The organism is Streptomyces sp. SCA2-17 (assembly GCF_044336695.1).
Map to the genome: position 1 here is coordinate 6,995,904 of NZ_CP117521.1, position 13,113 is coordinate 7,009,016.

General features: G+C 70.1%; 13 protein-coding genes and 1 pseudogene. 3 read left to right on the plus strand and 11 right to left on the minus strand.

All coding sequences use genetic code 11. The features are described from left to right. Positions 1-278 precede the first annotated feature (278 nt). Positions 279-527 (plus strand): hypothetical protein, encoded by a 249-nt coding sequence (locus PS271_RS30860; RefSeq protein ID WP_398386469.1) that lies wholly within the window; start codon positions 279-281, stop codon positions 525-527. A gap of 266 nt (positions 528-793) precedes the next feature. Here the strand turns inward: PS271_RS30860 and PS271_RS30865 are convergent, their stop codons facing one another. From PS271_RS30865 to PS271_RS30880, 4 genes and pseudogenes are all read right to left on the minus strand, one after another. After that, entirely contained in the window at positions 794-1,882 is a 1,089-nt protein-coding gene (locus tag PS271_RS30865) for a hypothetical protein (protein WP_398386470.1), read from the minus strand. Between the two features lie 281 nt (positions 1,883-2,163). Further along, positions 2,164-2,320, minus strand: a pseudogene (locus PS271_RS30870) (IS5/IS1182 family transposase); the annotation flags it as partial. A gap of 203 nt (positions 2,321-2,523) precedes the next feature. Continuing rightward, positions 2,524-3,129 carry a hypothetical protein gene (locus PS271_RS30875; RefSeq protein ID WP_398386472.1) on the minus strand — a complete coding sequence of 202 codons (606 nt, stop codon included), beginning with the start codon at positions 3,127-3,129 and terminating at the stop codon, positions 2,524-2,526. Between the two features lie 251 nt (positions 3,130-3,380). Continuing rightward, positions 3,381-4,115, minus strand: a complete 735-nt coding sequence (locus PS271_RS30880; RefSeq protein WP_398386474.1) for an SDR family oxidoreductase — start codon at positions 4,113-4,115, stop codon at positions 3,381-3,383. A 242-nt stretch (positions 4,116-4,357) separates the two neighbouring features. Here PS271_RS30880 and PS271_RS30885 point away from each other — a divergent pair, with 242 nt between their 5' ends. Then, the gene (locus PS271_RS30885; RefSeq protein WP_398386475.1) at positions 4,358-5,257 is read left to right on the plus strand and encodes a helix-turn-helix transcriptional regulator; all 900 of its coding nucleotides are present in this window, start codon (positions 4,358-4,360) and stop codon (positions 5,255-5,257) included. Between the two features lie 45 nt (positions 5,258-5,302). Here the strand turns inward: PS271_RS30885 and PS271_RS30890 are convergent, their stop codons facing one another. Further along, positions 5,303-6,472, minus strand: coding sequence for an FAD-dependent monooxygenase (locus PS271_RS30890; protein ID WP_398386477.1), 1,170 nt, complete (start codon positions 6,470-6,472; stop codon positions 5,303-5,305). Beyond that, positions 6,469-9,456, minus strand: a complete 2,988-nt coding sequence (locus PS271_RS30895; protein WP_398386478.1) for a LodA/GoxA family CTQ-dependent oxidase — start codon at positions 9,454-9,456, stop codon at positions 6,469-6,471. The genes PS271_RS30890 and PS271_RS30895 overlap by 4 nt, the downstream gene beginning before the upstream one ends. A 354-nt stretch (positions 9,457-9,810) precedes the next feature. On the opposite strand from PS271_RS30895, the gene PS271_RS30900 reads away from it, so the two are divergent. Then, entirely contained in the window at positions 9,811-10,035 is a 225-nt protein-coding gene (locus PS271_RS30900) for a thiamine pyrophosphate-binding protein (protein WP_398386480.1), read from the plus strand. Here the strand turns inward: PS271_RS30900 and PS271_RS30905 are convergent. From PS271_RS30905 to PS271_RS30925, 5 genes are all read right to left on the minus strand, one after another. Next, complete coding sequence (locus PS271_RS30905) at positions 9,983-10,261, minus strand: glycosyltransferase family protein (RefSeq protein WP_398386482.1); 279 nt, start codon at positions 10,259-10,261, stop codon at positions 9,983-9,985. The genes PS271_RS30900 and PS271_RS30905 overlap by 53 nt on opposite strands. After that, complete coding sequence (locus PS271_RS30910) at positions 10,177-10,779, minus strand: glycosyltransferase (RefSeq protein ID WP_398386483.1); 603 nt, start codon at positions 10,777-10,779, stop codon at positions 10,177-10,179. Before PS271_RS30910 ends, PS271_RS30905 begins: the two co-directional genes overlap by 85 nt. Then, positions 10,758-11,570: an RICIN domain-containing protein gene (locus tag PS271_RS30915; RefSeq protein WP_398386484.1), complete on the minus strand. Its 813-nt coding sequence runs from the start codon at positions 11,568-11,570 to the stop codon at positions 10,758-10,760. Before PS271_RS30915 ends, PS271_RS30910 begins: the two co-directional genes overlap by 22 nt. A 372-nt stretch (positions 11,571-11,942) precedes the next feature. After that, positions 11,943-12,317 carry a nuclear transport factor 2 family protein gene (locus PS271_RS30920; RefSeq protein WP_398386485.1) on the minus strand — a complete coding sequence of 125 codons (375 nt, stop codon included), beginning with the start codon at positions 12,315-12,317 and terminating at the stop codon, positions 11,943-11,945. Between the two features lie 419 nt (positions 12,318-12,736). Continuing rightward, positions 12,737-13,048 (minus strand): methyltransferase domain-containing protein, encoded by a 312-nt coding sequence (locus PS271_RS30925; RefSeq protein ID WP_398386486.1) that lies wholly within the window; start codon positions 13,046-13,048, stop codon positions 12,737-12,739. Between the last annotated feature and the right edge of the window lie 65 nt (positions 13,049-13,113).

The window sequence follows — 13,113 nt, forward strand, 5'->3', positions numbered from 1 at the left end:
CGGCAGTTGAGTAAGACCCGTATGCGCGCGGTCATCCCTCAGGATGAGCAGGGGCACGGAGCGCGGCCTGGCCGGGCGAACCGTCAAGCTCGTCCGCGCCTGCCAGGCCGTACTCCGCCGCCTCGCCGTCATCTTCTGGCACCACTCGCACGGACGGACCGTGGCCCCGCCCCCGCGGGCGGGGTTCCCCCGGATGGAGCAGCAGGCCGGGCTGGCCCACCCCGGGAGTTGCGACACTGAGCAGGCGATACGTTCGGGGGTGGACGGAGGAAAATTCCATGCGCACGTATCAGTTGTCCCGCGTCCTCGGGCCGCTGGCTCTTCTGCTCGCCGTGTCCGGCCTCGGCACCGTGCCCGCCACGGCGGCGCCCCGGGCGCCGATGCCCATCGACGATGTGACGTGCATCGAAGGGGGCGGGGTGCCGACGGATGTCAGGTACGACGAGGACACCTACACGATCTGTAAAGGTGGCGCATTCGACGGCAAGGTCATCGACAACGACGATGACGATTTGGTCCTGCCCTGACGGCTGTGGAGCGGAATTCCCGGGCCGGACGGCGCCGATGAGCCGAAGGCCCGGGAAACCCGGCCTGCCGCGGATTGACCGCCGCCCCTGCCTCGTCGGCGAGATCCTCAACGCCAGGACTGGCGCAAGGGACAGGTTCAAGCTCATCTGCGCCTGGCACCGGCCCGGGCCCAGGGGCGCCATGTCACTGAGCCCCGCCGGCTTGAAGTCGCTGGTCAACGTGCTGGTGTGCCCCGGCCCCTCGTGGATCCGGTCGGGGGTGCCGGTCAGCCGGGGCTGACCGTGCCGCGTGCGTACATCAACGTCCCGGTTCCGTAGGCGAGATGAGCCGTACCGTCCTTGCCGAACTCCAGGGACGGCCAGCCGCCGCCGGTGGCGACCGGCTGACTGGTCCACCCCGCGGGTCCGCGCCTGGCGAGCACGACCTGACCGTCGTCGAGGTAGGCGATGAACAGGGTCTGGTGCGGGTCGCCCGCGGCAGAAGGGAACCGGGGGCCGTTGGCGTCGTTGCCCTCGGCGACCACCTCGATACTCGGCTCCGACCCGAACGAGCTGGACCAGGCGCGCACGGTGCGTGTCCGGACGTCGGCGTACGCGACGAGCGCCTTGGAGAAGAGGCCTCGTGCCATGGACACGCTCTCGGCGGCGCGCATGTCCGGGTCGATCACGCTGTTGACGAAGGTCGGCGGGTGGGTGTCCCCGGCGTCGCTGACCTCTTCCTGCGCCAGCTTCAGCGGTTGCGGGATCACGGGCGACCCGTCGTCGAAGCCTTGGAAGTAGGCGAGCCTGAGCCCGGCGCTGCTGTCGAAGGCCAGCGACAGGCCTGTCCTCACATCGCTCGGTGCGTCGACGCCGCTGATCTGCCAGGATCCGCCGACCTTCCGCGCGACCGCCGCAGAGTCGCCGTTGAACGCGTCGCGGTACCCGACGGTCGGGGTGTCGGCGAAGGGCGGATCGTTCAGGTTCGGCTCGATCTGCATGGAGACGTCGGCGGCGGAGCGCACGATGAGCCCGGCCTGGGTGGGGATCGCCTCGAGGGTCCAGCCGCCGTCGTCGCGCCTGGTGCCGAACATCGCATTGCCGCTGTCGCCGTCCCGGTAGGCGATGTGCGGGACGCCGCCCGAGTCGAAGCTCAGACTGATCCGCACGTCGTCTCCCGCGGGGAAGCCGCCCGTGTCCTCGTGCGTCCAGTGACCGTTCTGCCGACGGGCCACCCTCACGGCGGCGCCGGCCGCAGTATCGATCACGTAGGCGACGGCGGGCGCCCCGGTGCCGTCCACAGTGAGGAAGGACTGCCCCGCAACGGCGGAGTCATCGACCGTCTCTACGGTGAACTGAAGGGCATGAGTGGTCATGACGAAGGCCTCCTTTTCCACGCGGGAGAGGTTGAGCGCGACGCCTCGAAGGCTGCGGGCCTGCCATGTCTCCCTTCAGGTTACGACGCTCACCGGCGGCCTGCTGACCAGATCACCGCCCGGTACGGGTGTGAGCCCGTTCCGGCCGGAGTCGCTGAGCCCTTCGCTCGATCGTGGCAGCTGAACACCCCATGCCGCACGTGCGGCGAGGCCGAGAAAGGCCAGGTAGTTGCGGGGGCGCGTGCGTAGCGGGGCGATAGCCGGCGGTAGCCGGTCAGTCATGACATGGTGCGCTCGATCACCCACCTGTGCTGTCCGAGGCGTTCGCCGGACTCGATGCCCTTGCGGGCGATGCGGACTCCGATGCGCTTGCCGCGGAGCCATTTCCGAAGGTGGGGAACGTCGTAGGTAGGCCTTGCCGGCGTGAAGGCGCCCGGGTGTGAAGTGGCGGCTGCGGTGGGGGTCGTGTCTCGTGTGGCACGCCGTGGAGACACGCGCGGCTCCGCCGCTTCCACGACTACGTGCTTCTGCCTACGTCGGCGAGTCTGTGCCGGGGGGTGTCGTAGGGGGGCACGTTGCTCACGATGTCAGGGATGCCGTGGGGTCCGGCCGGCACCTGGCCCCACGGCATCCCTGGGGCGTCACGAGCCGGAGAGCTCGACCATTTCGGTGATCTTGTTGCCCGGGCCGAGCGTCACGTTGTAGTAGTTCTGGCCGGCGCACCATTCCTTGTGGTCCGCCTTGCTCTGGTTGTCGTACTGCTGGTGGTTCGGGTCCGCGCACTCCTTGACGTGCCCGATGCCCGAGAGGGTCTTGTCGGTGGGTCGCGTCGGGCGGACTTCGGGGCCGTTCAGACTGAGGACGGTCACCTTGGCGTTCTCGTTGTCGAAGGCGTAGGTGTTGGTCGCGCCCTCAGGGCGGTAGAAGGCGCCTTCGTCCATCTTCGTGTTGCAGGACACCTTGGCGTCCTGCGCGACGATGTTGTTCATCGCGCCTTCGACGCTGTTCACCTTGATGAGCTTGTGGCCCTTGGGCAGCGGCGCGCACGGGTCCGTGTAGCCGTCCTTGCCCTTATCGCCCTTGCCGTCCTTGTCGCCCTTGCCCCCAGTGGGCTGCGACGGCGCCGCGCTCGCAGAACCCTTGGCGCCGGCCTTGCCGCTGTCGCTGTCTTCGGTGGGCCCGCAGGCAGTCAGTGCGAGTGCGCCGGAGACGACGAGCGCGGCCGTGACGACATGGCGAATGGGCATAGGGATCCCCCAGGGTGCTGCCCGGCGCCGGACGCCGGGGTTGAACGATGAACTACTTACGAACCGGCCGGAAGTTTATGGGCATGACCATGGCGAAAATCGCTCGTTTGCTCGACCATGATCAAATCGCGACCGAATGAAGACGGAGCCGTGCCTTACCTGTGGCCGAGCCCCGTTCGACCGTGCGACCGGCCAGGTGGCCGGGTGGCCGGCGCCGGGCGGCACGTCAGCTCCTGTGCTTCCGAGGCGGGTCACTGGGCGCTTGCTGCGGGCCGGAGGACGATTTCGTTCACGTCGACCTCCGGAGACCGGGACAGGGCGAAGGCGATGGCGTCCGCGATGGCGGAGGCGGGCAGTGCTACGGCGCGGTAGCTCTTCATCGCTTCTCTGGCCTGCGGGTCGGAGATGCTGTCGGCGAGTTCGGATGCGGTCACGCCGGGAGAGACAAGGGTGACCCGTATGTCCCCGGTGGACTCCTGGCGCAGCCCTTCGGAGATCGCACGGACGGCGAACTTGGTGGCGCAATAGACAGCAGCGGTGGGGGAGACCTCGTATGCGCCCACGGAGGCGATGTTCACGAAGTGCCCGCCGCCCTGTGCGCGCATCGCGGGCAGAGCAGCGGCGATTCCGTGCAGGACTCCTCGCACATTCACGTCGATTATGCGGTCCCACTCCTGGGTCCTGAGCGCTTCCAGCGGGGAGAGAGGCATCAGACCCGCGTTGTTCACGACAGCGTCGATCCGGCCGTATTCGGCAAGGGCCGCATCGACGAACGCGCGCATGTCCGCCGCGTCCGTGACGTCCAGCTTGCGAAAGGCGGCGGTGCCGCCTTTCCGGGTGATCTCTACGGCCAGCCGCTCCAGCCGGTCGGTACGGCGCGCGCCGAGAAGAACCCGGTGCCCGTCCACCGCCAGACGGCGTGCGGTCGCCTCACCGATGCCGCTGCTCGCACCGGTGATGGCTACGACCTTGGTGGTCTGCGTCATGCTCTTCCTCCTGGCAGGGAACGGGGTGCTCGCGGCGGAGCACACGCCACGGACCTTGCCCGTGGCGCCGAGACCGGTGTCGTCAGGCACGGGGCTCGGCCGTTTACTCGCCGCGCCCTTCCGCACCTCCGTCCAGCTCGTTCTCCGGAGTCTGGGCTTCGCCGGAAGGGCCGGCCAGGGCAGGCTGTTCCTGGGTACGGCGCACCCAGGAACACAGCTGGGAAGCGGTCTAACCTGACGAAGTGACCAGCAACTCTCTCGGAGACTTCCTTCGTTCACACCGTGCACGACTCCGGCCCGGCGACGTAGGACTGCCCTCCTACGGCCGACGCCGTGTGGCAGGCCTGCGGCGGGAGGAGGTTGCCGTTCTGGCCGGCATGAACAGCGACTACTACGCCCGCCTTGAGCAAGGCCGCGAGCAGAACCCCTCACCACAGATCCTCGACGCGATCAGCGGCGCCCTGCGCATGGATCATCAGGCACGTGACCATCTGTACCGACTGGCGGATGCCTTGCCGGACGGTCAGCGGACACAGCCGAGAGAGACGGTCAGCCCGATGCTGAACCAATTGCTGAGCGGGTACGCGAACACCCCCGCATTCGTCCTCAACCCGGCACTGGACTTCCTGGCCGCGAACAGCCTGGCCGACGCGCTTTTCTCGCCGTTCGAGAAAGCGGACAACCTGGCCTGCATGACCTTCCTCGACCCGGCAAGCCGCACCTTCTACGCGCAGTGGCACGGTGCGGCCGAGGCGGTCGTCTCCAGCCTGCGCCAGGCCACCGGCGTTGAACCGCACTACCCGCGTTTGCACAACCTGGTGAGCACCCTCACCGAAACGAGCGAGGAATTCGCCACGCTCTGGCATGCGCACACCGTCTACGGAAAAACCCACGGCGCCAAAGAACTCATCCACCCCGAAGTCGGAAGCCTCTCACTCACCTACCACTCCTTCGACGTCCGCGGAGCCTCTGGTCAGCAGGTCGTGATCTACCACGCAGAACCGGAAAGCCCCAGCTCCCGGGCGCTTTCCCTGCTGGGCAGCCTCAACGCCACGCGCCGACTTGACGAGACATGCGGCGCTCCGTACGGGACGCACGGCGCCGCCGAGTCGCCCGGGCAGGCGGCCCCGGGCTGCCTCTGACAGCGACAGTGACAGTGACAGTGACCAATGACCGTGACCGCGACGTCATGCCGGGCGTTGCTCGGGAGCCATAGAGGAGTTGGTGCGACGCTTCCAGAAAGGGTGTGCCGGCCAGCGCCGTTCCTGGGCGTAGTAGTAAGCGTGATGGCCGAGGTAGGCGTCGGCAATGCCGTCGAGGAACGCGGTGTACTCGGTGAGGGCCTCGGTGACGGTGACGGTGCCGCGCAGGCACAGGTCGACGGTGCGGGCCGCGTGAGCCCCCGTGTGGAGGGCGGTGAGGATGCCCTGGGAGGAGAGCGGGTCGAAGGCGAGGGCGGCGTCCCCGGTGGCGAGCCACCCCGCACCTGCCGGCGGCGAGAGGCGCAGGCCGTGGGCGGCTGTCCAGCGCGGAGCGGCGGCGGGCGGGGAGCAACCTTCCAGCCGGGTCCGCAGGTGCAGGGTGTGTGCGGCGTGTGCCAGGAATCCGGTGGGCGTGCGCAGTGCGGGAGGGGCAAGGTCGGCGTCGGTCAGGTGCGCCACGAGCCGGCCGGCGGGGATCCTGACGGTGTACCACCAGCCGCCGGGCACCGCCTCGACGAGCGTGCGCAGGTCCTCGTCCGCGCCCCGGCCGTGCGGCATGCGGCGGTCGAAGAGGGCGTAGGCGGCGACGAGCCGGTCCTGGCGGTGCCGGACGGCCCGGCGGCGGCCGATGATGCAGCGGCGACCGGTCGCGTCGACGACCCAGTCGCAGAGCAGTTCCTCGACGGCGCCCTCCCGGCGCACCAGGATCTGCTGGCCGGATCCCCGGGCATGGTGGCGCACGACGGTGGCCCGGCGGAACTCGGCGCCCGCGGCGACGGCGGCTCTGCGCAGCGAGGCGTCGAAGCGGGCGCGGTCGAGATGCCGGCCGTGACCGTTCGGGTCGAGGATGTCACTGCGGTCGTAGAGCTCCGGTGACCCCCAGGAGGCGAGGATTCCGGTGGACTGCAGGTGCCGGTCGGCTGTGACGTGCGGCCACAGGCCCAGGTCGTGCAACAGCGGCCGGGCTGCGGGCGGCAGCGTCTCGCCGATGGTGAACGGTGCGGTCGCCCCGGACGGGTCGGCGCGGTCGCCAACGAGGAGGACGCGGCGGCCGGCCCGGGCCAGGACAAGGGCCGCCACGGCGCCCGCGGGGCCGCCGCCGGCCACGACCACCTCGAAGCGTCCGCCCGCCGAGGGCGCGGTGCGGGTGTTCACCGCCGGTCCGGGTAGCGGACGATCTTCTCGAAGTAGCCCGCCAGCACCTCCTCGTCGGGGAGGTCCACCGTGCGCAGGGCGGTGTCCACCGCTTCGTCCCGGCGGGCGGGGTCGGCGGCCTCGGGCACGTGCAGGAACACCAGGTTGCGCCGGTCGGGCGGAGGCGTGGCCGGGGCGAAGCTCACTTCGGACTCCACCAGCACGGCCCGGGGCAGCTCCGGGTCGTCGGTCGCCCCCTCACGCCGTTCGACGAGGCCGAGCTTGCCGAAATCCTTGACCATGGCGTTCATCTGGGCGACGGGGCTGGTGGAGGGCAGCCACCGGTCCCACACGGCGCGGTTCTCGAAGGCGGACCGGCGCTCCTCGGTGGTGCGCGTGGTGTCGATGACGGCCTTGTAGTCCGCTTCCGTGAGGACGTGGTTGGGCACGCGCGCCGGCCAGAAGGTCGGCAGGTAGAGGTCGTAGCGGTGGTTGTAGCCGGACCGGCAGCGGGCGGTGTCGGTCTGCCAGGGAACGGCCATCCACCGGGTCAGGTCTCCCGGCCCCTGGGCGTGCAGCGGGCCGTCGTCCGCGACTGCCTGCTGCGGCGTGAGGGCCGGCCCGTACGAGGGTTCGGGCTCGGAGGGGTCGCGGTGCCTCAGCCGGTAGGGCGCGGTGTACATGGTCAGGTGGCGCATCGGCCAGGTGAACTCGCAGCCCGGGTGGAAGGCGTCGGCCAGGCAGAAGGACAGGACGGCCCGGTCCAGCACCCGGGGGCGCTCGGCCAGGGGCAGGTCGTCGAGGGACGCGGGCGTCGTGGCGGCGGGGTCGTAGTCGGCGTGGAAGTCCCCGGCGGCCCAGCGGTCGAGCAGCCGGTACTGGAGCGGGGTGAGCGCGAGGTGCTGCCGCGGCGAGGGAGGACGCGTGCCCATCGCGTCTCCGTAGATCGCCGGCCAGGGAACCGGAGAGGCGGCGTCGCGGTCCATGTCCCGCATCGTCGCCCAGATCTGGTGGCGCAGTTCGGCGTTGCGTGAGTGGTGGTCGGCCAGCCGGGCAAGGCGCTCGGGTGCGAGGAGGTGCTCGCGTCCGGCGTGTCCGAAGTGGGCTGCGAAGCCGTGGTTGACCCACTGGAGGTCGCACAGGCGCCGCAGCAGCGGCAGCACCTCGCGGGTGAAAGAGACCTCCTGCGGAGGAGCGAGGGTGCCCGCGGACACGAAGAGGTCGCGCAGCAGGTCGTACATCGTGCGGACCGACTTGAGCTCCGGCGCGTAGTTCGGGGGAGCGACCACGACCCAGGCGGGGTCGACCGGTACGGGGCGCCCGTCGATGCGGACCTCGGCGGTCACGGGGCCGTCGGAGATGTCGTCGTGCCAGGTGTCGTTGTTGGCGAAGTGTCCCGCCGGGGTGTTGGTGGCGGAGGCCGAGACCCCGCGGCCACCGAGGAAGACCAGCCGGCCGGCGGCATCCGTGCGCAGCTCGCCCAGGTAGACGGGCCTGTCCATGAAGGTGCCGGTGTCGAAGGCGTACTCGGGCTTGCCGGAGCGGTTGGCGCCGCGGATGGACCGGGGCCCGGGGTCGATGACCAGCTGGTGCCGCTGGTCTTCCGGGACGGTGGCGTTGCGCAGCGTGGTCGCGGGGGCCTGGGCCGCCTCCGGGATGTCCAGCGCCAGCTGGAACTGGTACCAGGCGGCCTTCTTGTTGGCCACGTGCACGGTCCACTTGAGGTCGGCGCTGTCCGAGGTGAGCTCGGCGACCACCTCACCGGCGGCGTTGTAGCCGTACACGCGGAAGCGGGCAGCCTGGCGTTTGAGGGCGCCGGTGGCGTCCTTGTAGCTGCCGGTCGGTAGCGGAGGGGCATCCTCCACCTCAGGGCCGAGGAAGAACTCCTCGGCGCTGTCGCCGATCCGAGCCACCCCGATCGCGGGGTGGATCGCGGCCCGGGCGATCCGGGTGTCACGGCCGGGCGCCTCGGTGGACGCGGGCCGCGCCGGGCCGGGCTCCACCACCGGAACCCCGTTCGCGTCGCGGCGGCGGGCGGCAGAGGCGGCGTAGACGATCTTGCGGGCCTCGCCGAGGCTGCCGACCGGCTGGTGTTCGGGCAGGCTGTGCCAGGGGTTGCAGGCGAGGTTGTCCCCGTAGGCCTCCTGGCCGCGCGCCGTGACGTCCTGCTGGTGGAGGGTCAGCCTCGCCACCTTCACGGGGGCGCTCAGCGATTCCTCCCAGCGCACGGTCGCGCGGTCCAGCGGCATGCGATCCGGATCCGTGCGGAACTGCAGCAGCAGATCGAATGCGGCCTCGCCGGCGGCCAGCCGGTACTGCAGATCGCCGCGGAGGAAGGAGGGGTTCTCGTCCGCCGGAGTCGCGTGCGGGTCGCCCGGCGCGCAGCCGGCCGGTACGAGCTTGTACTTCACGTGCCGGTCCGTGCCGAAGGCGTACGGGAGCACACCCCAGTACGTGGCGGTCAGTACGCTCTCCTCGAGCTTGCGCATTTCCTTCAGGATCCGGTCGGTGACCGGATGGTCGCGCCGGTAGGCCACCGGGTCCTGCTCGAACTCGCACATGTCCCGGGTGGTGTCGACGAAGAAGACGTCGTGGTTCTGCAGGAGCAAGTCCTGGGTGTCCGCTCGGCTCTCCTGCTCCAGCAGCTTCGGGCCGGGTACTCCGAACAGCTTGATGCCGGCGCCGGCGGTCCTGCGCAGGTCCGGCCGGTCCGGAAGGACGTCGCTGGAGAAGCGCATCCAGGCGGTGAGGCCCTTCTGCTCCTTCGCGGCCCGGAGGAATCCGATGCACAGATCGGGTGGAAGAGCGGGGTCGACGGTGAGCACGCCGCGGGCGGCACCGTGGAACTTGACGAAGACCGGCCGCAGGACCGGGTCCTGTCCCTGGACGATCCTGCCTCCCATCCGCTTGTCCACGAACTCGGCCACCAGGGACGTGACGGGATCGGTGGCACAGTCGGGGAGCGCCTCCGGGGGATTCCCGGGGGCAGCGGACGTCCCGCTCATGGTGTGACCCTCCTGTCGGCGGAGTGGAGTGGACGACGGACCTTTCGCCGCACGGCCGGCATATCATTGCCCGTTGCGTATCCGCCGTAATACAAATTGCGCATGACGAGTCCCCCGGATGGTGGCGGAGTGTTTTCTCCGGGGGGAGGGCGATGCGTTATGGGTCGTGCGGGTGACTTGCGGCACTGCGGCATCCGTATGGGTGCCCTTGGAGAGGCGTTCCCGCGATATCATCCGCCTTATCGCATAAGGTTCCGCATGAAAAGCGTCCGTACCGTAGAAATCGCTCCCATGGGTCGAGACCGGCCTCGCTGCGCGACCGGCAGTGTCTCCAGGCATGAACGAGGAACGCCGATGCGGGTTGACGAGGCCATCGGCAGGGGCTGGAAGGCGTCGGCGGGCGCCCTGCACGGCGTACAGGCTGCCTTCGGCGGTGCAGGTGAGAACGTGGCCGGCCTGCTGCCGGCGCTCAAACACTCGAAGCGGATCCGGCCGGTCATCACACGGCACGAGCGGGCCGTGTCCTTCATGGCCTGTGGCTATGCGATGCCACCGTCCACCCCCGGGCCGCGAGGCTGATGCCCAAGTCGAGGTCTTCGGACAGGGAGCCCGACCAGGGGCGCGCTCCGATGCCGTCGAGGGCGGAGAGCCGGCTGAACTGGCCATTGCCGCACATGCTCACCGTGCCGGTGGCGATCCGGCCGAACTGGGCCAGCGCGCTCAAGGCCCAGAACTTGAGGTCCTGCGACCGTAGCGCCCGGCGACGTCTGCCGCGGATGCGCACTGCCGGCTGGGCCCCGCCCACCGCCGGGTCCGCGAACCGCTGTGGCGCCCGGCTCGCGGCGCCGGCGTCATCCGGCCGTCGGCGTCCAGCACGCATACGAGTACCCGGCTCGTATCCAGGCCTTCCTTCGCGGCATGCTCGCGCGCGGTGCGCAGTCCGGCGTTGGGGGCGGCGCCCTTGCCCTGCCGCGCGGCGGGCGACGTCCTGCGGACCAGGGTGACGCGGTCACCGCCGACGGCATGCACGATGCGGGAGGTGGCGTCGTCACTGCCGTCGTCGACGACGACGATGCGTACGCCCGATTGTCCGTCGAGCAGGCAGCGCAGTGTGTTGGCGATGACGCGTTCTTCGTTCAGACAGGGGACGAGGGCGAAGACGTTCCAGCCGGCGGGGAGCGTGACGGGCGGCTCGTGCGCATGTCTCAGTTGCCCGCGCAGCGAACCGCCGGTGCGGCGGGTGAGGTCGATGCCCAGGGCAAGAAGCGAGATGTTGTAGACGCCGGTGAACACGGCGATGCTCAGGGGCTCCTGACGGACCATTTCCGCGCTGGTCCGGCTCCTGGCCGTTGAAGGCGCAGGATGTCCCCGGGGCCGATGTCCAGGGTCTGTCCGGAGGTCTTGAGAGTCAGTATGTAGGTGCTGCCGTCGGCAGCCACCCGCCACTGCTGGGTATCGGTTCCGGCGCACGGCTGTTGGGTTATTCCGCCTGCGGGTGAGGAGGCGTCAGCCTGGAGGCATTTGGCGGAGTGGACGGCCGTGATGCGGACGTAGCCGCCACCTGCGTCGGTGAGGGTCCATCGCTGGTTGGGGTTGCCGGTGGGCTGGTAGGCGATGACTACCGCGCCGTTGTCGCGGGAGGCCGCCGTGACGTCCGCGGCCTTGCCGGTGTCGCTGATCAGCATGTACGGCCCGCCCAGGAGCACGGCGGCGGGCGGGCTGGGGGTGGCGGAAGGAGCGTTCGACGGGGAGGGACCGGCGGAGCCGGGCGTGGCCGGGATGGCGGGTTCTGGTGACCGGGCCGCAGGAGCCGCCCCCTGTTCGTCACCGCCGAGTACCAGTGCGCCGACCGTGAGACCAGCGGCCGCGCAAGCGGCGATGGCCGCGACGGGTATCCACGCCCGTCGGGGCCGGCGAGCCGGCCGGCCGGGCTCGCGGAGCTGCGCCGGTTCGGGTTCGATGCGCGGCAACGGCTTGGTCGTGCCGGCCGGGTCCTCCGGCGGCATGTGGCCGTACTGCTGCCAGGCTCCCGGGGAGAGGACCTCGGTCGCGTCCGGGTCGAACGCTGAGGGGCGGTAGGGCGGCGGCGTCGCAGGCTGCTGCGGGTGGTTCACTACGGCTCCGGCTGTCGAGTCCTGGCCAAACAGCTGCGACCCTACCCGCCGTCAGTTCGCCGATCGGGCCCGGGCCTTGCTGCACGGCCTCGCCCGTGGATCTTCGCCAGGCGGGTGCCCTGCCTGAGCAGGTGTTGGCAGCTGAGGTCAGTTGCTCCCCGTGGAACCGGTGAGGCCCCGAATCAGCGGCCGGTTCCCGCTCCCTGGGGGGTGACGCTGTGCGTCCGGCGGTGCCGGCCGTGGCCGGCACCGCCGCCAAGGGGCACCGCATGCGCGCTCCGGCACCACGAATGTCCCGGTCCCAGGTCATGGCTCGACCAGCCGGCGGCGCTGATGCGCCGGTGTTCGCCAGACGGAGCAAGTGCGTGGGAGTCAGGGGAGAAGCTGGGTGTCCCCTGCGAAGACGATGATCTGGTCGATGAGGTTGCGCCGCAGGTGGACGACGTCGGTTCCGGCGAGGCGGGGGCCGCCGTCAGGGGTGGTGAAGGACCACTGGTACCGGGCCCACTCATCGGGCATGTCCACTTCTGAGCAGCGGGTCATCGTGCCGGTTCCTGCCGGATGGCGCCGGATGTCCAGGACGAAGCGCTCGACTGCCGCGATGCCTTCACTGCGTCCCAGCGGCCCCCAAAGGATCACGTCCGAGGTCAGGGCCTGGGCCAGCAGACTGGTCACGTACTTGTCGTCCGAGGCGTTGAACGCGGAGATGAACGTGTCGATCGCACCCTGTGCGCTCTCTTCCTGCATGTATCAGTAATACCAGTCATCTTGCGGAAGGTGGCCCCCGGCAGCGGCAGCACCTGCCCCGGCCCGTCCCGGCCCTCGTGTCGCGCCGCATCTTGGCCGAAACAGGGGGAGCGGTGGGTCGGTCCGCCCTCGATCACGGGGTGGAGTGGTTGCGCCGCAGAGGGCGGGAACCGCTCGGGGCTCACCGATCCGCGCACTGCTGGTCGGCATTGCCCTGTACGTCCTTGACGAGGCGTGACGGGACAAGACCGCCGACTGAGGGCAGCGCAGCAAGAGCGTGACGCACGGCAGTCCGGTGTCGTCGACGGAGAGGTCGGCCTCGGTATCGGGTCGGCGCTCATCGGCACAGGTCCGGGTGATGCGCCGCAGGCGACGGGGCAGGCCGCCCTCCTCGAACGCGTAGGCCTGAACGCGTAGGCCTAATCGAGAGGCCAGGCCTCCGCGAGGGAGTCAATGAGGCGGCGGGGGACGAAGCGTTCGGCGAAGCGGCCGTGCTCGTAGATGTCGTCACCGCGGGCGATGCCGGTGCCGTAATGGGCGTCGCCGGTGTGCCGGACGGTGTGGACGAGGGCGCCGCCAGGACGCAGGACACGGCGGGGATCTCGCCGAGCAGGGAGTGGATCTCCTGGGTCGGCAAGGCCATGAACAGCATGCATGTGGGCGAAGACGGCGTTCACGGAAGCATCCGGCAGGGGAAGAGGTTCGCGCACATCGTGCACTGCGGTGGGCACCCGCTCGGCGACGCCTTGGGCTTGAGCGGCGTGGCGGAGTTACTTCAGGCCGAGGGGCTGAGGCC